Below are 19,625 nucleotides of genomic sequence, written 5' to 3'. Positions count from 1 at the left end.
GCGGGGCCGCCCGGCCTCCGGCCTTGAACCGCCGCGCCGCGCTCAGCCGAGTCTCGCGAGGAACTCCAGCGTGCGCCGCGTGAGCAGCCGCGCGGCGTCCTCGTCGTACTCCGGCAGGCTGCTGTCCGCGAACAGGTGACCGCCGCCCGCGTACAGGAAAAACTCGGCGTCCGGCGCCGACGCGGCCAGGGCGCGGGCCGCCTCGATGTCACCCTCGCCCACGAACACCGGGTCGGCGTCCATGCCGTGGATCTGCACCGGCACCGCCGGAGGCCACATCCCGAACTCGCCCTCGGGGACGCAGGAGTGGAACAAAAGCGCGCCCCTGGCGCCCGCCCGGGTCTGGGCGAGTCGCTGCGCGGGCAGCACACCCAGGGAGAACCCGGCGAGGACCAAGCCGACGGGCAGACCCTCCGCGGCCGCCGCGCCCCGCTCCAGGATCGTGCCGAAACCCACCTCCTGGGCATGCGCGATGCCCTCTTCGAGCGTGCCGAACACCCGCCCCTCGTACAGGTCGGGCACATGTGTCGTGTGACCGGCCCGCCGCAGCTCGTCGGCGAAGCCCTGGACGCCCTTCGTCAGGCCTTGCGCGTGGTGGAACAGCAGCACCTCGGACATGCCGAACTCCCTTCGAGACGAGCCGGATCGGCCCCCGTGTCGACCAGTATGGCCACCCCCACTGACAACGGCCCGCGCCCGCACCGGCCCGCTCCCCGACCCCGGCGCCACGTTCCGCGGCGACCGGCTGGAGTCGGTCCTCTCCCGCAAGAAATTCCGGCCGCGCTGTCACATCTCCTCCCGTCGCCGGGTCAGGGAAGTGACAACGCACCGGGTGGCCCGGTCCCGCGCCGTACATCCGCGGGGCCGAGGCGGCGCCGGTGTCCGGCTGATGAGGAGATCGAAAGATGTCTGTCGCATTCGTGGTCGTCACCGTGATCGCCGCCCTGATGGCGGGCTTCTCCGGCTTCGCCCTGCTCACCCGCGCCGACTGGGTGGTCCAGGCCCTGGTCGCGTACGGCGTGCCCCGCACCTGGTGGAACCTCCTCGGCACCGCCAAGGCCGCGGGTGCCGCGGGGCTGCTCGCCGGCCTGTTCGTGCCGGTCGTGGGGGTGGTCGCCGGGGTCTGCCTGGTCCTGTACTTCACCGGCGCCGTCGTGACCGTGCTCAGGGCCCGCTCGTACTCCCATGTGCCGTTCCCGCTGGTCTACGCGGCGCCGGTGGTCGCGGCCCTGGCGCTCGGCGCCGCCGGGTGAGGCTGCCGGGGGCCGCGACCAGGCGGCCGGGTGTGGCGACGGCACACAGGCGGGTGTCTCCGTATGGGGCATGTCAGAGCCTCATCTGATGTTGAGGGCATGGCACTTGACGCGAGGAGGTGCCGGGCGGGCACTGAAGCGCCCATCCTCTCGCGCCTCACCGCGACCGGACCCGACGCGGGTCGACGGGTGTGAGCACCCCGAGCCGGTCCTCGATCGCCTGGGCCGCGTCCAGGCACAGGTCCTCGCGGAAGGCGCGGCCCACCACCTGGACGCCCGCGGGCACCCCGTCGACGAGCCCGGTCGGGACCGCCACACCCGGCACGCCGACGAAGCTGGTCGCCGTGCACAGGCGCATCCCCCGGGCGACCCGGTCCCGGCCCTCCGCGTCCCGCGACTCCAGGCCCGGCTCGACGGGCGGTTCGGTGAAGACGGGGCCGAGCAGCAGCGGGTACGTGTCCAGGAACTCGGCCCAACTGCGCCGGATGTTCATCCACGTACCCATCAGCTTCATGAACTCCGGCACGCTCGCGGGTGCCGCCCGGTCCATCGCCAGCTGGATGTACCGGTCGCCGCCGTCGCCGAGCAGCGTGCGCACCACCGGCCAGGCGGCGGAGAACTCGGTGAGCGTGATCCGCCCGTACGCCTCGAGGGCCTCGTCGAGCCGCGGCACGTCCTCGACCTCCCGGACGTCGTACCCCGCGTCGCGCAGCGCGCCCGCCGCGTGCTCCACGGCCGCACGGATCGCCGGGTGCACCCCCTGCCCGCCGGGGTCGGCGACGACCGCGACCTTCACGGGTCCGGGGAGCGGCGGGCCGTACGCGGGGACCGGCACCGCCCTGGGGTCGCGCGGGTCGGTCCCGGCGAGCACCTCGTACGCGGCGCGCAGATCCCGCACGCTGCAGGCCAGGGGGCCGTCGACGACGAGGTTCTGCGAGGCCGGGCCGGGGTCGTCGGGGCCGACCATGCGGTGGTCGGCGGGGAAGCGCCCCGTGGTCGGCTTCAGTCCTGCGACCCCGCAGAACTGGGCCGGGATGCGGATCGAGCCGCCGGAGTCGTTGCCGAGGCCGAGCGCCGCCATGCCGGTCGCGACGGCCACGCCGTCCCCGCCGCTGGTGCCGCCCGGCGTGACCTCGGGGTCCCACGGGCTGAGGGTCTCGCCGAAGAGTTCGCTGCGCGGGTGCATGCCCGCGAGGATCAGCGTCGGCATGTTGCTGTGCCCGATCGGAATGGCCCCGGCCGCGCGCAGGCGGGCCACCGGGGGAGCGTCCGCCGGTGCGACCAGGTCGCGGAAGCGCGGCGACCCGTACGTCGTGGGGACGCCCTCGATCGCCGTCGTCTCCTTGACCGTGAACGGCACACCGGCCAGCGGCCCGAGCTCCACGCCCGCCGCGCGGCTCCGGTCGACCTCCGCGGCCGCAGCGCGCGCCTGCTGCCCGAGGAGCTGGGTCACGGCGTTCACCCGCGGGTCCGCCGCGGCGATGCGCTCCAGGTGGCTGTCGACGAGTTCGACCGCGGAGATGCGCCCGTCCCGTACGGCCGCGGCTTGTTCGGTGGCGGTCAGGCGCCACGGAGACGGTGGTGCGGAGGTCGGGTTCTCGGAGGTGTTCACGGCGGGCCTTCCGGCAGGGCAGGTCTTTTTCCGATGCGCTTGCATCGGAACCGTACCCGATGAACCGATGCGATTGCATCGAATAAACTCGCCGCAGCGGGACAGCGCCCGGCACCAGAGACAAGTCGAAACAGGCACCAACAAGCCGAAACAGGCACCAAAGAGAGAGGCGCCCATGCCCAAGCAGGTGGACCACGAAGGCCGCCGCCGCCAGATCGCCGAGGCCGTCTGCCTGCTCGCCGACGAACGCGGCCTGGAAGGCGTCACGTTGCGGGATGTCGCCGAGCGCGCACAGGTCTCCATGGGGGCCGTGCAGCGCTGCTTCCGCACGAAGGACGAGATGCTCAACTTCACGCTCGGGCACGTCGGCGAGCGCGTCACCGAACGCGTGCGGGCCCGGCTGCTCAGCAGCCCCGCCCAGTCGGCGGGCAGCGCGCTCGGGTACGCGGCCACCGAGGTCGCCCTGCTGCGCGCGGAGCACCGCACCGAGGCGCGCGTATGGCTCGCGTTCGTCGCGCAGGCCGCCGTCAGCGAGACGCTCGCGGCGACGCTGCGCGCCAACTACGCCGCCCTGCAAGGCCTGTTCGCCGACCTCATCGCGGAGGCGTCCGGCCGTCGGTCGGTCGACGGCGTTCAGCCCCCGGACGCCCAGCGTGCCGCCCGCGCCCTGCTCGCCCTGACGGACGGCCTCACCGCGCACGTCCTCATTGGCCACCTCACGCCGAGCGAGGCCCATGGTGTCCTGCACGCCCACCTCGACGCGCTCTGGAAGCAGCCGGGCGGGGCGGAGGACCGTGCGTAGCGCTCCACGCCCCACCCGCTGCGTACGCCTGCGTCGGCTTCGACTTCGCGGCGGGGGAGGAGTGCGCCCGCGGGTCAGCCCAGGGCCCGTACCGCCGCCAGCGCCCGGTCCGCGTGGGCGCTCATGCGGAACTCGCTGCGGACCACCTCGACGACGCGGCGCCCGGCGCCGATGACGAACGTCGCCCGCTTCGTCGGCAGCACGGCCAAGCCGCGGGCCACCCCGAAGCGGCCCCGTACGACACCCTCCGGGTCCGAGAGCAGCGGGAAGCCGAGCGAGTGCTTCTCGGCGAACTCCTGCTGCCGCGCCACCTCGTCCGAGCTGATGCCGACCGGCCGTGCGCCCGCCGCCGCGAACTCGGCGGCCAGGTCACGGAAGTGGCAGGCCTCGGCGGTACAGCCCGGGGTGAGGGCGGCCGGGTAGAAGAACAGGACCACCGGGCCCTCGGAGAGCAGGCCCGAGAGCGACGTGGGCTGCCCCTGCTCGTCGGGCAGCGAGAAGTCCTCGACCACGGAGCCGACTTCGACCCGCCGGCCACGTCGCTGTCCACTCATACGGCACCCTCCGAGGACCGGGCCACGCTGCGGGCCCACAGGATCAGCGGCGCCTGCAGCGGCACGCGCGCGTACGCGGCGTTCCGCAGCGGCGCCGGGCGGTTGCGCCAGTCCACCGCCATCTGCACGTTGGCGGGCAGCACCCCGACGAAGAACCCGGCCGCGGCCTTCGCGGCGACCGCGCGCGTACGCGGCACCGCGACGCCGGCGGCCAGGGCCAGCTCCACCGCACCGCTCGCGTACGTCCAGGCCCGCGGCGAACCGGGAAGGACCCTCGGCACGAGCGCGTCGAACACCTTCGGCGCGACGAAGTGCGCGGCCCCCGCACCGGCGAGCAGACCGGCCAGGAACAAGGGAGAGCGGGACGTCCGGGACATCCGGGACGTCCGGGACGCTCGGGGTGTCCCGGGGGCGGAAGTTCGGGGCGTACGCACAGAGGCCTCCGAGGCAGGGGGGAACGGCACCGGCGGAGTCGCGCCGCCGCGCCGCGACGTTACCGGAGAGTATCGGTGCGGTCGAGGGCGCGGCTCCCGGGGCCTGCGCTCCACACCCGCGCCCCCGCGCCCCCGCGCAGATCCCGCGCAGCAGGTCCCCGCCCGAGCTGTGGCCGACGGCGAGGAGGGCGTCGAGGCGGGGAGCGAGGTCGGCGCGGGTGGCCGCGCCGTGCGGGAGGTCGGCGGTGTGGGCGACGCAGTGGCCGGCGGCCGCGTGCCGGAGGAGCGAGGCGGAGACCAGCGAGGTGTACGCATCGGCGCACATGGCCAGAGCCGTCAACCGGGCCGTCCAGAGCGGCGGTTGAGGGGCCGTGCGGCTCGCGAGGAGCAGGCCGCAGAGGAAGTCGTCACCGGACGGGGTGAGTCCGGGCCCGAGGCCGAGTGGTCCGGTCGCCGCCTCGCGTACGACGTGCGCCGGAGCGTGGGACAGCGCCCGTACGGTGCGCCTGGCCGCCGGTCGGACCTCCGGCGGGAGCGGGCGGGGCGGTTCCGGGCGGGCGAGGAGATCCCCGCGAAAGCCCCCGCCGCCGCCCCCGCTCCCCGGCGGCAGTGCCCTCGGTCCGGTCCACGCCTGACTGTCGCGCCGCCCGGCCTTCCCGGTCGCCCTGGACGGCGGTACGGAACGGGTGCCCGGGCAGTCCCGCCGCGACGTCACAGCGCGGCCCAGCCCCCGTCCACCGGAAGCACCGCGCCGTTGATGAACGAGGCCTCCTCGGAGGCGAGGAAGACGATCGCGGCTGCCTGCTGCTCGGGTGTGGAGACCCCGTTGACGAGTCCGAGCACCGGGGCGATGGCGGCCGCGCCGGGGGAGTCCGGGGCCACGTCGACCTGAATGCCCGTCATGGTCGGCCCCGGGCCGACGGCGTTGGCGCGGATGCCCTGGTCGCGGTACATCGCCGCGACGCTCTTCACCAGGCCGACCACCGCATGCTTGCTCGCGGTGTACGCGGCGCCGGCCGCGCCTCCGCGCAGCGCCGCCTCCGACGCGGTGAACACGATCGAGCCCCGCCCCGCCGCCACCATGTGCGGCAGCACGGCCCGCGTCAGCAGGAACGGCGCGGTCAGGTTGATCCGTACGACCCGCTCCCACTCGGTGTCGTCGGTCTCGCCCAGCCGGGACATCCGGTCCATGACGCCCGCGTTGTTCGCGAGCACGTCGATCGCGCCCAACTCCTCGACGGCGTTGGCCGCGACGCGGTCCACGACCGCCTGCTCGCTGAGGTCACCGACGACCACGCAGGCGCTGCCGCCGGCCGTCCGTATCTCCTCGACGACCGCACCGGCATCTCCTCGACGACCGCACCGGCCTGCTCCTCCCGCAGATCAGCGACGAGCACCTTGGCGCCCCGGCGCGCGAAGTCGAGCGCGGCGGCCCGGCCGATGCCGGACGCGCCTCCGGTGACGACGACGCCGCGGCCTGCGAAATTCCGGTTGCTCACGCTGCTCCTTGGGGCTTCACGGGCGCGGCCAGGGGCGGCCGCCGATCCGCTCGATGTCGGTGTTGAAGCGCTTCAGATGCGCGGCGAACGCGGCCACGTCCTCCTCCGCCCAGTCGGCCATGATCGCCTCCAGGCTCTCGACGATGCCTTCGCGCTCCGCGTCGAGCCGCTGCTCTCCCTCGGCCGTGATGCGGAACTTGCGCGCCATGCCGCCCTCGGGGTCAGGGATGCGCTCGACCAGACCTGACCGCATGGCCGCAGCCGTCTGCCGGTTGAGGGTGGACGCGTCGAGCCCGAAGGCGTCGCAGAGCTGCCCGATGGACATCGGCCCCTGCATCCGGATCCGGCTCAACAGGATGTACGCGCTGCGGTCGAGGGTGCTGCCCTTGCTGCGGCCCTTCGACCTGTGCAGGTGCAGATAGCGGCCGAGCAGCATCTGCTCGTACTCCACCTGGCGGGTGGCGTCGGCGTTGTCCATGAGGCGGTCTCCTTGCTGCGGTCCGGGAGGCGTGACGGTGGCTCCCGAGCGCATGTCTACCACGGTCGTGCATCATGCATATGACATGGATCGGACATGTAATATGCATGATGCACACGCCCGGAAGTACGTCCCGGAGGGCCGGGCCCGCGCGGTCTCACACGCTGTACCCGCCGTCCACGGCCAGGGTCTGCCCGGTGATGAACCCCGCCCGGTCAGAGGCCAGGAACGCCACCGCCTCGGCGATGTCCTGCGCGCGGCCGAAGCGGCGCAACGGGATGTTGCGCCGCGTCACCGCGAGGGCCTCCTCGTCCAGCTCGCCGCTGTCGATGAGGCGGGCCGCGATGCCGTCGGTGAGCATCCCCGGGCCGACGCAGTTGACCCGCACGCCGTAACGCCCCTCCTCCGCCGCGAGCGCCCGCGCGACCGCCTCCACCGCGCCCTTGGTCCCGGTGGAGAGCCCGTCGCGTACGGGGAACCGGCTGGTGGCCGCCGTCGTGACCGCGACGAGACTGCCGCCGCTCGCGCGCAGGGCGGGCAGCGCGGGGTGGACCAGCTGGTAGAACGCCGCGGCGTCCGCGTGCAGTTGCTCCCGGTAGCGGGCCGGTGGGACCTGGCTGAGGTGCACCATCGGCACGTGCGGACCGGCCGCGTACACCACCGTGTGCAGACCGTCGTGCCCGCCGGCCGCCTCGTCGACCGCCCTCGCGGCCGCTGCCTCGTCCGCCAAGTCCGCCCGAAGCGCGCGCACGTGGAGCCCTTCGGCGGCGAGTTCGGAGACCAGCCGGTGCGCGGTGACCTCGCTGCTGCGGTACGTGAACACCACCTCGCTGCCGCGCCGCGCCAACGTACGCACGATCGCCGCCCCGATCCCGCCGGTGCCGCCCGCGACCAGGGCGGCGCCCTTGCGGCCGGAGAAATCCTCGACGCTCATCGGACACTCATCGGCGGTGCCGCCTTCCCTTCGGGGTCCACCAGAATGCGGGAAGGTGGTCTGGACCACAAGAGTGAGTTCCCGTCAGAAACCGCTGCTAGCAGGCGAGTTGCCCCAGTGTGCCGCCGGGGCCGTCCTCAGGCCTCCGCCGTCTGAAACTCCCGGATGATCTCGACCGGCGCCGGAGCGTCCACCGCCCGAGCCGCCTCGGGCACCAGGTCCGCCAGGCACACACCGGGCGCAGACACGGCACATGGGTCAGGGCGAGCGCGCATACGACGAGGTCCACAAGTCGTCGGGCAGCGGCAGCGCGTGCAGGTCGCCCTCTGTGAACTCCGCGAACTCCGCGTCGGGCACACGCGCGCGGGTTGCCGCGAGCATCTCGGGCGAACCGTCCACGCCCACGACCCGGTGCCCGCGCCCCGCCAACAGCTCCGATACGCGACCGGTGCCGCAGGCCGCGTCCAGGGCGACCGGCCGTCAGCTCGTCCAGGGCAGCGGCGAAGACGGGCGCGTCGATCGCGAACGCCGAGTTGGGGCCGTCGTACGTCCGTGACCAGATCCGGTAGCCGTCCACCGAGCCGACGCGGGCCACGTCCACGCTCGCACCGGCGAGTCCCTCGATGCCGAGATGTCGAGGAGACAGACCAGGGGGTGTTCGTACGTGGAGTCGGCCGGTGCGGGAACAGGGGCTGAGGTCTCATCCGCCACGCCGGGCAAGGTTGTGACCGTCCCGCCGTGCGATCCACCGCATTATCCCGGCACCGGACCGGACCGGCCACCGCTCGCCCCCCCTCGACCAGGCCCGTTCCGTACGGCGTTGCGTCTGTGGCCGGGGCGAGCGAGGGTCGAGGAGGAGCAACGAGCCGAGCCGGAACGCGAGCAGGAGGAACCTCATGCCCATCGCCACCGTCAACCCCGCCACGGGCGAGACGCATCGGACGTTCGAGGCGCTCACCCCCGAGGAGGTGGAGCGACGGCTCGCGGCGGCCGAGTCCGCGTACCGCGAGCACCGCCTCACCTCCTTCGCCGACCGGAAGGCGCTCCTGGAGCGCGCGGCGGACCTCCTGGAGGCGGACGCGGAGGACGTGGCCCGCACCATGACCCTGGAGATGGGCAAACCCCTCAAGGCGGCCCGCGCGGAGGCCGCGAAGTGCGTGAAGGCGATGTGCTGGTACGCGGCCAACGCCGAGTCGCTGCTCGCGGACGAGAAGCCCGAGACGCGGGACGTCGAGGACTCGGGCGCCGTCCGCGCCGTCGTCCGCTACCGGCCCATCGGCCCCGTCCTCGCCGTGATGCCGTGGAACTTCCCGCTGTGGCAGGTCGTACGGTTCGCCGCACCGGCCCTGATGGCGGGCAACGTCGGACTGCTCAAGCACGCGTCCAACGTCCCGCAGACCGCCCTCTACCTGGAGGAACTCTTCCGGCGAGCCGGATATCCCGAGGGCTGCTTCCAGACGCTCCTGGTCGGCTCCGGTGCCGTCGAGGACATCCTGCGCGACCCACGCGTGGCCGCCGCCACCCTGACCGGCAGCGAACCCGCGGGCCGTGCCGTCGCCTCGGTCGCCGGTGACGAGGTCAAGAAGACCGTCCTCGAACTGGGCGGCAGCGACCCGTACGTGGTGCTCCCCAGCGCGGATGTCGACAAGGCGGCGAAGACGGCGGTCACCGCGCGCGTGCAGAACAACGGCCAGTCCTGCATCGCCGCGAAGCGGTTCATCGTGCACGCCGATGTGCACGACGCCTTCCGGGACCGATTCGTCGCCGGAATGCGGGAGTTGACCGTCGGCGACCCGATGTCCGAGGACACCGACGTCGGCCCGCTCTCCTCCGAACAGGGCCGCAAGGACCTGGAGGAGCTCGTCGACGACGCGGTCGCCAAGGGCGCCACCGTGCTGTGCGGCGGCGGCCGCCCCGACCAGCCGGACCGCGGCTGGTTCTACACCCCCACCGTCCTCACCGGCATCACCGAGGAGATGCGCATCCACCGCGAGGAGGCCTTCGGCCCGGTCGCCACCCTCTACCGCGTGGAGAGCCTCGACGAGGCCGTCGCCCTCGCCAACGACACCCCGTTCGGCCTGAGCTCCAACGTCTGGACCCGCGACGAGGACGACATCGCCCGCTGCGTACGGGACATCCAGGCGGGCGGCGTCTTCCTCAACGGCATGACGGCCTCCCACCCCGGCCTCCCCTTCGGCGGCGCCAAACGCTCCGGATACGGCAGGGAGTTGGCGGGGGAGGGCATCCGCGAGTTCTGCAACGCGACGACGGTCTGGTACGGGGGGTAGGGCGCGGCCGAGTTGTTCCCCTACCTGCCGGAGGGGCTCAATTTTGAGCCCTCCGGCGATTGAGGAGCGGGGTCCGGGGCGGTACGCCCCCGAGCAGCGCGCGGCGCACATCCTCGGGCGGCGGGGCGTCGAGCACCTCGGCGGGCGGCGGGCCGGTCAGCGGGGCGTCGCCTCGCGCTCGTAGTCCTCGCGCAGCCATTCGCCGTACTGGAACGCGCAGACCGGCGGATACCGCCACGGCCGTACATCCCCCTGCACCACGACCGTCAGCTCGACCGGCCGGGCACGACCGCCCTCGGCCCCGTCCCCGGAGACCGGGAGCAGGGCCTCGACCAGGGCCCGCCGCACCCGCACCGGGGGCTGTTCGCGCACGACCACGAGCACGTCGACGTCACTGTGCGGCCGCAACCCGCCGAGGAGGGCGGAGCCGTGCGGATAGGCGCCGATGACGGTGCGCGGGCCGAGCAGCTCGGCGGCGAGGCGGACGACGGTGTCGGTCCGGTCCACGTGCGTCTCCTCAGGCTCCTCAGGCTCCTCAGGTCGTACGCACGTCTTCACGGGGAGCGCGGTCCGCGTCGGAGCGGGGCAGCAGCAGTGGCGTGGCCAGGAGGAGGAGTCCGGCCAGGGCGAGGGCGGTGCGGGTGCCGGTGAGCGCGGCGATCAGGCCCCAGAGTGCGGTGAGCGCGGCCGTCGTGACCTTGACGGAGATCGACCAGGCGGACAGGGTGCGCGCCACGCGGTCGTCGGGCGTGTGCTCCAGGCGGTGGGCGGCCTGGACCGGGGTGAACACGGCCGCGCAGGTGATCAGGCCCAGCTCGACGGCCAGGACGAGGACGAGCCCGCCGGTGCCGGGGCCCACAAAGGCCAGACCGATGGACCAGCAGGCGCGCAGCGTCCCCGCCGTACGCAGGACGCGGTGCCGGCCGCAGCGCGCGACCAGCGGCCGGGCGAGGCGCGAGCCGATGAGACCGCCGACGCAGGGCAGCGCGAAGGCGAGCGCGTACTGCCAGGGGGCGAAGCCGAGCGGGCCGAGCATGAGCACGGCGAGCGGCGGGTGCATGGCCATGATCAGACCGTTGACCAGGGCGGTGTTGAGGAAGAGCGGGCGCAGCGCCGGATTGCCGAGGATTGTCCGCCAGCCGTCGAGCAGGTCGCCGCGCCGCAGCCGTGCCGGGGCGCCGGAGCCCGCCGGGTGCGGCTCGTCGCCGCCGATGGCCCGGACCCCGACCGCCGAGAGGAGATGGCTGAGGGCGTTGGCGGCCACGGTCACCACGGGCCCGGCCATCCCGACGAGGGCGCCGCCGAGCGGTGGCGCGAGCACGGTCGCCGTCCAGGTGGTCGACTCGAACCGGCTGGTGGCCACCAGAAGCTGGTCCCGCTCCACCAGGGACTTCAGACAGGCACCCGCCGCCGCTGTGAAGGTGATGTCCGCAGCCGCGACCACCACCGACACGAGCAGCAACTGCCCGAAACCGAGCCCGCCGAGGGCATACGCGGCGGGGATGCTCAAGAGCGCCGCACACCGTACGAGATCCATGGCGATCATCACGGCACGCTTGCGCCGCAGATCCACCCACGGCCCGAGCGGCAACGCCACCACGGCCCCGACGAGCAGACCGGCGGAGGCGAGCAGCGACACCTGCGTCGGCCCCGCGCCGAGCACCGTCACGGCGATCAGCGGGAACGCGTCGAAGGCCAGCCAGGTCCCGAACGTACTGGCCGCGTACGCCGCCCACAGCCACCCGAAGCCCCGCCCCAGCCTGCCCCGCACGCACCGCACCCTTCAACACCGCTGACCTGGAAGCCAGGGATCGTACGGCATCACAGTGCGCCGGACGGGCCGGACGATCAGCCCGTCCGGCGGCACCTCCCAGCGATAGCTGGGGGAGCTTGAGGACGAGCCCGCAGGGCGATCGAGGGCGCGCCGGACGAGGCTGAACCACCACAGTGCGGGACGTGCTACGGAAGAACCAGCTCGCCGTCGCGGGCCACGACCCGGCCGCCGTGCACGACCAGGTCGCGCTGCGGCATGTCCACCACGATCTGCGGCGCGCCCTCGCCCTTGACGAGGACGAAGTCCGCGGGCGCACCGGGCTTCAGGTCGGCGCGGTCAAGCCTCATGACGTCCGAGCCGCCGTGCGCGGCCACGTCGTACACATGGTTCAGCTCGTCGTCCAGGCGGACATCGGTGACCCAGCCGAGGATGTGCGCGCGGTGCAGCATGTCGGCGTTGCCGAACGGGCTCCACGCGTCCCGCACCCCGTCCGAGCCGAGGCCGACGCGCACGCCGTGCTCCTGCAGCTTGCCGACGGGCAGTACGAGCGATTCGTTCGGGGCGACCGTCGTCAGGGAGATGTCCAGGTCGTTCAAGTCCTCGGCCATCGCGGAGAGTTCGGCGTCGGACAGGCCCGGCAGACAGAACACGTGGCTGACTGTCACCTTGCCGCGCAGGGACAGCGCCCGGGTCCGCTCGATGATCGCCCGCATCACCTCAAGACCCTTCTCGTCCCGGTCGTGCAGGTGGATGTCGACGCCCACGCCGTGCCGGTCCGCGAGACCGAAGACCAGGTCGAGCTGCTCGTCCATCGCGTGGTCGAAACTGATCGGGTCGATGCCGCCGACGAAGTCGATCTGCCCGCCGCGCGCCGCCTCCTCAAGCAGCTCCGCCGTACCGGGCGTACGCACCACACCGTGCTGCGGGAACGCCACGATCTGCACGTCGAGCGCGTGCTTCAGCTTCCTGCGCGCGTCGGCCACACCCTCCACACCGGCCAGGTCGTACGCGGGCGCCACGTCCACATGGGCGCGCATGGCGCGGGTGCCACGAGTCACGGCGTGCGCCATCAGGCCGTACGCACGCTCGCCCACCGGGCGCTTCTGGCTCTTGAACAGCTCGACGTCCTGCTCGCAGTACTCGGCGATGCTGCTCGCCGGCTCGCGCGAGACCCAGTCGCCGCCCCACGACGTCTTGTCCGGGTGGATGTGCGCGTCCACCAGGGACGGCAGGGCGACCCGACCGCCCCCGTCGACGACACGCGCGCCGCGCGGGGCCGGTCCTTCGACGATCCGGCCGTCGACGACGGTCAGGTCCACCGGCTTGCCCGCACCGAACGGGCGCACGTCGCGGAACACGACGGCCCGGCTCGGGCGGTCGTCGTGCCGCTCCCGGGGAGCGGCGGACGTGGAAGCGCCGGACGACAGCGCGGTGGCGGTACCGGCCATGGCGGCGGCGCCGACGATCATGCCGCGACGGGACAGGGGCGTCATGGGGTTCTCCTTCGGGATCGTGCGGGGACGGGGACGAGACGCAGGGCCGTACGGGCACAGCCCTGCGGGAGGAAAGCCGTACGGGCGTACAGCCCTGCGGGAGGAAGGGTCAGAGCGCGACGCCCGAACGGACCACGCGCTTCGGTGACTTGAGGACCGCCACGTCGGCCAGCGGGTCGCCGTCCACGAGCACCACGTCACCGGCGTGGCCACGCGCGAGGCGCCCGGCCTTGCCCTCCAGGCCGAGGAGCTTCGCGGCACCGGTGGAGGCGGTGCGGATCGCGTCGAGCGCGGGCAGCCCGGCCTCTCGCATCAGCTCCACCTCGCGGCCGATCGGGTCGACCTCGCCACCGGAGGAGTCGGTGCCCGCGGCGAGCGGCACACCCAGCTCGTGCGCGGCCAGCGCCCTCTTCTGGGCGGCCGCCAGGAACGTGCGGCCACGCTCGGCGAGGACCGGGTCGGGGGAGTCGACCATGCCGGCCATCGCGGTCAGCGTCGGCGTGAAGTACGTGCCCCGGCGCTTCATCTCGTGCAGGGTGCGCTCGCCGATGAACGCGCCGTGCTCGATGGACCGCACGCCTGCCATGACCGCGTCGTGGCAGCCCTTCTCGCTGTAGCTGTGGCACAGCACGCCCTTGCCGCCGCGCCGCGCGGCCGCGACCACGGCCGACAGCTGCTCGCGGTCGTACACCTGGGCCATCGGGTCCTGCTCCGGCAGCCCGGCGCGCTCGTTGACACGGGTCTTGATCACCTCGGCGCCGCGGGCCAGGTTGACCTCCACGACGCGGCGCAGCGCCTCGGGGGAGCGGACGCCGTCCTTCAGCCTGGCCAGCGCGGTGAGGTCGGGGTCGGCGAGGATCGTGTCGCCCAGGTCGGGCGTGACGAAGACACCGGCGGCCCGCAACCGCGGCGCCAGCTGCGGCACCTGCCGCGCCAACTCCCGTACGGCGACGTCCTGGTAGAAGTTGGTCGAACCGCTGCGCGCGCTGGTGGCGCCCTTGAGGACGGCCTCGCGCGCCTCCTTCGCGGTGTTCAGGTGGATGTGCGCCTCCACGAGCCCGGGCAGGATCCAGCGGCCGTGCGCGTGGAGCGTCTCGATCCCGTCGGGGACGTGCGTACGGCTCCGCGCACCGGCGGCCCGCACCACACCGTCGACGATGACGACCACCGCGTCCTCGGTGACCTCTCCGGTGGCCGGGTCGAGCAGCGTGCCGCCCTCGACGACCAGGTCACCCGTCGTGGCGCGACCGGTTCCCGGAGCGCGCCCCGGGCGGTCGGCGGCGGCAGCCGCGGCGGCGGGCCCGGCGGCGGCCAGCGCGGCCGTGGTGCCGGCGAGCGCGGCGGCACCCGCGAGGATGCCGCGCCGGGTCAGCCGGGACGGAGGGGGCGGGGTGTTCTCGACGCACATGGGTGGCTCCTGGACGGGTGAGCGGGCGGTCGTACGGACGTACCGGCGTACGACGGGAGCGGAGGGACCGCGTCCGCCATTTTGTATACCGAGCCCGGCTGCTCCGCAAGGACTCGTCCAGTGATTTGGCGTTGCTGTGCGTGGATTGTCAGAAAGATCCGAAAGAGTCAGGGGTCCTGGTATACCGAAGAGCTCAGGACTCGTCCTCGAACAGTGACCGCAGCGCCACGGCGCGGCTGTCCCGTACGTGCAGGAGCGTGCTCGCCGCCGCCGTCTCCTCGTCGCCCGCCGCGATGTGGCGGAAGATCAGATGGTGCTGGGCCCGCATGTGGTCCGGTTCGGCGCGCATCCCGAAGAGCAACTGCAGCTGCCAGCTCAGCTGTTCCATCATCCGCTCGAGCAGCGGATTGCCGGCCAGGGCGACGATCCCCTCGTGGAACGCGGTGTGCGCGGCCACCTCGCGCGCCCCGTCGTCGGACCGCGAGGCGGTGTCCGCGTGTTCGAGGGTGCTGCGCAGCCGCGCGAGACCGGCCGCCTCGTCGGGCGCGTGCTCGGCGACCCGCCGCGCCGCGAGCCGCGAGGCCTGTACGGCGAGGGGCTCCCACACCTCGTACAGGTGCTGGACGTCGCCGCGCTCCAGGCGCCGCACCCGCACTCCGCTGTGCGGCAGCAGTTCGAGCAGGCCCTCGGCGACGAGCGCGCGCAGCGCCTCGCGGACGGGTACGCGGGACATCTGCAGCTCTTCGGCGATCTCCCGCTCGACGAGCCGTGAACCCAGCGCGTACCGCCGGTCGACGATGCGGTCCCGGACCGCCTCGCGCGCCTGGGCGCTCAACGACATCCGCTCCGTACCACCCGCACTGCTCGTCACCGCATCGTCCCTACGTTCACCTGTCGGCACCGCAGGGGAGGATACGGCGCGGCCGACCGCACCCGGCCCTGCGTCACCCGGCGTCGGCGGCCGGAGCCGGAGCCGGGGCAGGCGAGGGGGCAGGCGCCGGGCGCAGTGCGGCCTCGGTGACGTCGGCGGCCAGCTCGACTACGTCCGGCCCGTACGCCTCGGGATTGACGACCTTCAGCATCAGGCAGAACGGATCGGTGCCGTACTTGCGGATCAGGCTCCCGTGGTTGCGGGCCAGATAGCGCACCGCCGCGTGGTTGGTGTTGGAGTGCTGCCCGGAGGCGAGGAAGACGGGGCGGGCGTCCGGGGCGGACCGGCCGCCGGTGAGCCGGGCCAGCAGGACGTACTCGCTGGCGCCGCGCTCCCAGCGGTAGGGCCGGCCGCCCACCCGTATCACCCCGCGGTCGGGGCCGCGGTCCGCCTCCGTGTCGACCTCGACGCCGGGGAGCAGAGTGCCCAGATGCGCGGCCATCCGCTGGTTGGAGACGGGGCCGCCGATGCAGAACTCCGTGTGCTCGCCGAAGCCCTGCCGCATCGCGTCGTGCGCGACGATCTGCGCCTTCGCCCCGCAGTCCTTGATCAGCGCGTACAGCTCGAGCAGCGCGAACACGTCCCGCCGCGCCACCGTCCAACCCCCGCTGCCCGCCGACTCGTTGACGACGAGGAGGCACTCGGAGTTCTCGGGCAGCCCGAAGAAGCGCTGCTTGCGCCGCAGTCTGCGGCGCCACAGGTACGTACGGGCGAACCAACCGAGGGCCGTGGCGACTCCGGTGGCGATCACTCCGAGGACGATGTTGCGCACGTCGTCGTTCATGCTTCGCGATCGTACGGGCCGCCACTGACAGCCCGTACCGCACAAGGGAGTTGCGGTCCCGGCACGGAGCGCGCCCGGCTCGCCCAGGTCTTTCGGCGAGGGCCGAAGGGTGTGGCGGGCGAGGCGCCCAGGTCCGTAACTTCCGGACATGACCGAAAACGCAACGGCAGACACAGCGAACGAGACCCGTACGGGCAACCCAGCGAACGAGAGGCGTACGAGCAACACAGCGAACGAGAGCCGTACGAGCAACACAGCGAACGAGAGCCGTACGAGCAACACAGCGAACGAGAGCCGGACGTGCGGGAACGGCCGCGGCGCGAGGCGCGGGCCGCGCAAGGGCGTCGCCGTCCTCTGCGCCGGTCTGGCCTTGGCGGCCGTCACGGGCAGCGGCGCGGCCGCGGCCACGGATTCGGGGCTGCAGGGGCGGATCGACCGGTACCTGTCGACCATGGACGTCCCGGCACGGCAGGTCGGCCACGACACGATCCGTACCGCGGACGGCTCGGCGACTGTGACGTTCGCGGCCCCCGGCGCGGCGCGGGACAGCAGTTGTAAGAGCGGTCGGCTGTGCCTGTGGGCGGGCGACAACTACGACCACGCGAAGCTCACGTTCTACACGTGCGCGTTCCGGAAGCTGAGCAAGTACGGCTTCCACAACCGGCTCACGTCCTTCAAGAACAACCAGACGGGCGGCACCAGGGCGAAGTTCTACGAGTGGCGGGGCCACTGGGCCCTTGTCTTCGGCAGTACCGCCCCGCACAACGTCCCGGACCTCCAGGGCACGGCCTACAACAACACCGTGGACGCGGTCCGCGTCTGCTGACCGCGCCGCGACGGGCCAGGCCGACGGCACCAGCCCGTGCGGCGACGCGCCTCAGCGGCCGAGCGCCGACTCGGCCGCCCGCAGCGCCCGTTCCGCGTACGACCGCCCGAACAGCACCGTATGCACCAGGAGCGGGAACAGCTGATGCAGCCCGATCCGCTCCCGCCATCCGTCGGCGAGCGGGGCCTCCTCCTCGTATCCGTCGAGGACACGGTCGAGGTGCGGGCAGCCGAAGAGGTGGAGCATCGCCAGGTCGGTCTCGCGATGGCCGCCGTGCGCGGCGGGGTCGATCAGCCAGGCCTCGCCGTCCGCGTCCCACAGGACGTTGCCGCTCCACAGGTCGCCGTGCAGCCGGGCCACCGGCTCGGCCGGGCCCGCGAGTTCGGGCAGTCGCGCACACACCTGTTCCACCAGGCGCGCCTCGTCGGCGCGCACCGTGCCGGAGTCGACGGCACTCCGCAGATACGGCAGCACGCGCTGCTCCGCGTACCAGCCGGGCCACTGGGCGGCCGTGACGTTCCGCATCGGCGCCAGTCCGATGGCCGCGTCCACGGGCCCGCCCGGCGGCGGCGCGCCGAACGCGTCCGCGCCCGCGGCGTGCAGCGCGGCCAAGGCGCGCCCGAACCGGAGCGCGCCCGCCTTGCTCGCCCGCCCCGACGGCACCCGGTCGAGCACCAGCCAGATCGCGTCGTGCCCGTGCACCTCCGGTACCCGCACGCTCCCGGGCTCGGCCAGCCACCGCAACCCCGCCGCCTCGGCCGCCGCCGCCCCCGGGTCCGAGGCCCGCTTCACGATCACCGACTGCCCGCCGTCCAGGGCGACTTCGGTCAGCGCCGACGACAACGGCCGCTCACCCGCCACGGAGCATCCGGTGAGCCGCGCGGCGACGGAGCCCGGCGACTCCCCGCCGGGACGGTGACTGCTGCGGTACGTGGGCATGCGGTAGTTGTACGCCAACGCCGCCCCGCCGTGCGCGAACCAGCACGCGCCTGCGGTGAGCGTTCCGTCCGGAACCCGTCGAGCCCCAACACACCCCTGCCCGCAGGCTCTTTCGGGCTCACCCGAAACACCTGGCGCACCGGCCGCCCCCGCCGGGACACTCGGGCCCGGCAAGAACAGTGCGACCTCAAGCAGCGTGCAGCAACATGATTCGGGGGACTCATGGCGAACGCGGCACACGCCCGAAGGGCGTCCCACCGCTCCGCTCCGGGCGCAAGGGGCAAGCCCGCCGGACGGGCGGCGAGAGGTGCGCACGACCGGTCGGGGGCCGGTGGCCGCCCCCGGCACGGCTGGGGGGCCGTGCCGGGCGGCGGCAGGCCGGAGGGGGGTGCGCGAGCCGTCGCATCCGGGCTCCGGGTGGGCGGGGGAGTGCGGTCCGTCGTATCCGGGGTCCGGGTGGGCGGGGGAGTGCGGTCCGTCGTATCCGGGGTCCGGGCGGATGGGGGAGTACGAGCCGTCGCATCCGGGGTCCGGGTGGACGGAGGTGCGCGAGTCGCCGTATCCGGGGTCCGGGCGGATGGGGGAGCACGAGCCGTCGCATCCGGGGTCCGGGCGGACGGGGGAGCACGAGCCGTCGCATCCGGGGTCCGGGCGGACGGGGGAGTGCGGTCCGCCGTATCCGGGGTCCGGGTGGCAGTGGCCTGAGCACCTCGTACGCCGGGTCAGTCGCGCAGCGCGGTGTCCAGGACGGTCCGTGCCGCCTGCCGGGCGTTCCGTGCGGCGTCCGTGTCGCCGGTGAAGGTGGCCACCGCCATCGCACCGTCGACCAGCACGGCCAACTGCGCGCCCACCGCGTCCGCGTTCCGCACGCCGGTGCCGGCCACGAGAGCGGTCACGAGCTCGCGCAGGCTCCGCTTGTGCGCCCGCACCGCGCTCACCACCACGGGGGCGGCGGCGCCCGACTCGCCGAACGCGCCCGCGAACACGCAGCCGTGGAAGCCGGGCTGGCGGAACCAGTCGTCCAGGAAGTCGAAGACGGCCAGCGCCCGCTCGACCGGGTCGTCGCACGTCTCAGCGCGCTCGGTGATGGCGCAGAGCGCGATCCGGTCGCGCCGCTCCAGACTCGCGGCGAGCAGCACATCCTTGGACGGGAACATGCCGTAGAGCTTCTTCAGCGGCACCCCTGCCTCGGACCGGATCCGCTGCATCGTCACCGCGTGCACGCCGTGCGTGAAGAAGAGGTCGTCGGCCACCGCCACGACATGGTCGCGCGGTCCACCATCCACCAGGCCGTCCATGAGCTGCCGAGCCCTTCCGGAACGCGGGTTGCACGCCCCGAAGCGGCGTGAGAACCATCATTCTCACCTGTCCGGAACTGCCCTGTCCATGGGGTGCGGGGAGGTCCGCGCCGGGCTGAGGGGAGACCGGCGCAGGGCGTGCGGGGCGTTTTCCGACGCGGCCCGAATGCGCCGGTACCGCCCCTCGCGCCCCGTTCAACACCTTGAGAACCGCGGTTCTCGTCACTACAGTCGCGAAAAGAGAACGGCCATTCTCCCGGTCGGCAGGACCGGGGCGGGGGAGGGCCGCTTGCGTACCTTCGGGGGACTTCGGGGGAA

General features: G+C 73.3%; 20 protein-coding genes and 2 pseudogenes. 4 read left to right on the top strand and 18 right to left on the bottom strand.

The features are described 5' to 3' along the window. Positions 1 to 42 precede the first annotated feature (42 nt). Positions 43 to 618 carry a dienelactone hydrolase family protein gene (locus QIT00_RS33995; protein WP_282539337.1) on the bottom strand — a complete coding sequence of 192 codons (576 nt, stop codon included), beginning with the start codon at positions 616 to 618 and terminating at the stop codon, positions 43 to 45. A gap of 287 nt (positions 619 to 905) precedes the next feature. Here QIT00_RS33995 and QIT00_RS33990 point away from each other — a divergent pair, with 287 nt between their 5' ends. After that, a complete protein-coding gene (locus tag QIT00_RS33990; protein WP_282539336.1) occupies positions 906 to 1,253 on the top strand; it encodes a DoxX family protein in 348 nt (115 codons plus the stop codon). 157 nt (positions 1,254 to 1,410) lie between these two features. Here the strand turns inward: QIT00_RS33990 and QIT00_RS33985 are convergent, their stop codons facing one another. Further along, a complete protein-coding gene (locus QIT00_RS33985) occupies positions 1,411 to 2,865 on the bottom strand; it encodes an amidase (RefSeq protein WP_282539335.1) in 1,455 nt (484 codons plus the stop codon). A gap of 175 nt (positions 2,866 to 3,040) precedes the next feature. Between QIT00_RS33985 and QIT00_RS33980 the strand changes: the two genes are divergently transcribed. Then, a complete protein-coding gene (locus QIT00_RS33980) occupies positions 3,041 to 3,667 on the top strand; it encodes a TetR/AcrR family transcriptional regulator (protein ID WP_282539334.1) in 627 nt (208 codons plus the stop codon). 74 nt (positions 3,668 to 3,741) lie between these two features. Here the strand turns inward: QIT00_RS33980 and QIT00_RS33975 are convergent, their stop codons facing one another. The 8 genes and pseudogenes from QIT00_RS33975 to QIT00_RS33950 form a co-directional block, all read right to left on the bottom strand. Next, entirely contained in the window at positions 3,742 to 4,221 is a 480-nt protein-coding gene (locus QIT00_RS33975) for a peroxiredoxin (protein ID WP_282539333.1), read from the bottom strand. After that, positions 4,218 to 4,598 (bottom strand): DoxX family protein, encoded by a 381-nt coding sequence (locus tag QIT00_RS33970; protein ID WP_282539332.1) that lies wholly within the window; start codon positions 4,596 to 4,598, stop codon positions 4,218 to 4,220. Before QIT00_RS33970 ends, QIT00_RS33975 begins: the two co-directional genes overlap by 4 nt. Positions 4,599 to 4,797: 199 nt before the next feature. Further along, positions 4,798 to 5,370, bottom strand: a pseudogene (locus QIT00_RS39085) (oxamate carbamoyltransferase subunit AllH family protein); the annotation flags it as partial. Then, positions 5,367 to 5,978, bottom strand: coding sequence for an SDR family NAD(P)-dependent oxidoreductase (locus QIT00_RS33965; protein WP_408909906.1), 612 nt, complete (start codon positions 5,976 to 5,978; stop codon positions 5,367 to 5,369). The gene QIT00_RS33965 and the pseudogene QIT00_RS39085, both read right to left, overlap by 4 nt. A 98-nt stretch (positions 5,979 to 6,076) precedes the next feature. After that, positions 6,077 to 6,154 (bottom strand): annotated as a pseudogene (locus QIT00_RS39080) (short-chain dehydrogenase); the annotation flags it as partial. A 16-nt stretch (positions 6,155 to 6,170) separates the two neighbouring features. Further along, positions 6,171 to 6,632: a MarR family winged helix-turn-helix transcriptional regulator gene (locus QIT00_RS33960; protein ID WP_282539331.1), complete on the bottom strand. Its 462-nt coding sequence runs from the start codon at positions 6,630 to 6,632 to the stop codon at positions 6,171 to 6,173. Between the two features lie 157 nt (positions 6,633 to 6,789). Then, entirely contained in the window at positions 6,790 to 7,566 is a 777-nt protein-coding gene (locus tag QIT00_RS33955) for an SDR family NAD(P)-dependent oxidoreductase (RefSeq protein ID WP_282539330.1), read from the bottom strand. 258 nt (positions 7,567 to 7,824) lie between these two features. Beyond that, positions 7,825 to 7,995, bottom strand: coding sequence for a class I SAM-dependent methyltransferase (locus QIT00_RS33950; RefSeq protein WP_282539329.1), 171 nt, complete (start codon positions 7,993 to 7,995; stop codon positions 7,825 to 7,827). A gap of 467 nt (positions 7,996 to 8,462) precedes the next feature. Between QIT00_RS33950 and QIT00_RS33945 the strand changes: the two genes are divergently transcribed. After that, the gene (locus QIT00_RS33945; protein WP_282539328.1) at positions 8,463 to 9,854 is read left to right on the top strand and encodes an NADP-dependent succinic semialdehyde dehydrogenase; all 1,392 of its coding nucleotides are present in this window, start codon (positions 8,463 to 8,465) and stop codon (positions 9,852 to 9,854) included. Positions 9,855 to 10,010: 156 nt separating this feature from the next. On the opposite strand, the gene QIT00_RS33940 is transcribed toward QIT00_RS33945, so the two are convergent. The 6 genes from QIT00_RS33940 to QIT00_RS33915 all read right to left on the bottom strand — a co-directional run bounded on the left by QIT00_RS33940 (position 10,011) and on the right by QIT00_RS33915 (position 16,244). After that, positions 10,011 to 10,361, bottom strand: coding sequence for a nucleotidyltransferase domain-containing protein (locus tag QIT00_RS33940; RefSeq protein WP_408909905.1), 351 nt, complete (start codon positions 10,359 to 10,361; stop codon positions 10,011 to 10,013). Between the two features lie 28 nt (positions 10,362 to 10,389). Further along, entirely contained in the window at positions 10,390 to 11,625 is a 1,236-nt protein-coding gene (locus QIT00_RS33935; RefSeq protein ID WP_282539327.1) for an MFS transporter, read from the bottom strand. Positions 11,626 to 11,813: 188 nt separating this feature from the next. Beyond that, a complete protein-coding gene (locus tag QIT00_RS33930) occupies positions 11,814 to 13,121 on the bottom strand; it encodes an amidohydrolase family protein (protein WP_282539326.1) in 1,308 nt (435 codons plus the stop codon). A 109-nt stretch (positions 13,122 to 13,230) separates the two neighbouring features. Beyond that, positions 13,231 to 14,529 carry an amidohydrolase family protein gene (locus QIT00_RS33925; protein WP_282539325.1) on the bottom strand — a complete coding sequence of 433 codons (1,299 nt, stop codon included), beginning with the start codon at positions 14,527 to 14,529 and terminating at the stop codon, positions 13,231 to 13,233. Positions 14,530 to 14,722: 193 nt separating this feature from the next. Continuing rightward, positions 14,723 to 15,370, bottom strand: a complete 648-nt coding sequence (locus tag QIT00_RS33920; RefSeq protein ID WP_282539342.1) for a GntR family transcriptional regulator — start codon at positions 15,368 to 15,370, stop codon at positions 14,723 to 14,725. Positions 15,371 to 15,473: 103 nt separating this feature from the next. Then, complete coding sequence (locus QIT00_RS33915) at positions 15,474 to 16,244, bottom strand: hypothetical protein (protein ID WP_282539324.1); 771 nt, start codon at positions 16,242 to 16,244, stop codon at positions 15,474 to 15,476. A gap of 148 nt (positions 16,245 to 16,392) precedes the next feature. Here QIT00_RS33915 and QIT00_RS33910 point away from each other — a divergent pair, with 148 nt between their 5' ends. After that, positions 16,393 to 17,070: a peptidase inhibitor family I36 protein gene (locus QIT00_RS33910; protein ID WP_282539323.1), complete on the top strand. Its 678-nt coding sequence runs from the start codon at positions 16,393 to 16,395 to the stop codon at positions 17,068 to 17,070. A gap of 51 nt (positions 17,071 to 17,121) precedes the next feature. Here the strand turns inward: QIT00_RS33910 and QIT00_RS33905 are convergent, their stop codons facing one another. Both QIT00_RS33905 and QIT00_RS33900 read right to left on the bottom strand, forming a co-directional pair. Next, complete coding sequence (locus QIT00_RS33905) at positions 17,122 to 18,009, bottom strand: fructosamine kinase family protein (RefSeq protein WP_282539322.1); 888 nt, start codon at positions 18,007 to 18,009, stop codon at positions 17,122 to 17,124. A gap of 722 nt (positions 18,010 to 18,731) precedes the next feature. After that, positions 18,732 to 19,307, bottom strand: a complete 576-nt coding sequence (locus tag QIT00_RS33900; RefSeq protein ID WP_282539321.1) for a TetR/AcrR family transcriptional regulator — start codon at positions 19,305 to 19,307, stop codon at positions 18,732 to 18,734. Positions 19,308 to 19,625: the final 318 nt, after the last annotated feature.

Origin of the sequence: Streptomyces luteolus, assembly GCF_029968015.1 — a bacterium.
Classification (GTDB): Bacteria; Actinomycetota; Actinomycetes; order Streptomycetales; family Streptomycetaceae; genus Streptomyces; species Streptomyces luteolus.
The sequence above is the reverse complement of the archived record's forward strand: the minus strand, read 5'-3'. Positions and strand labels throughout refer to the sequence as shown.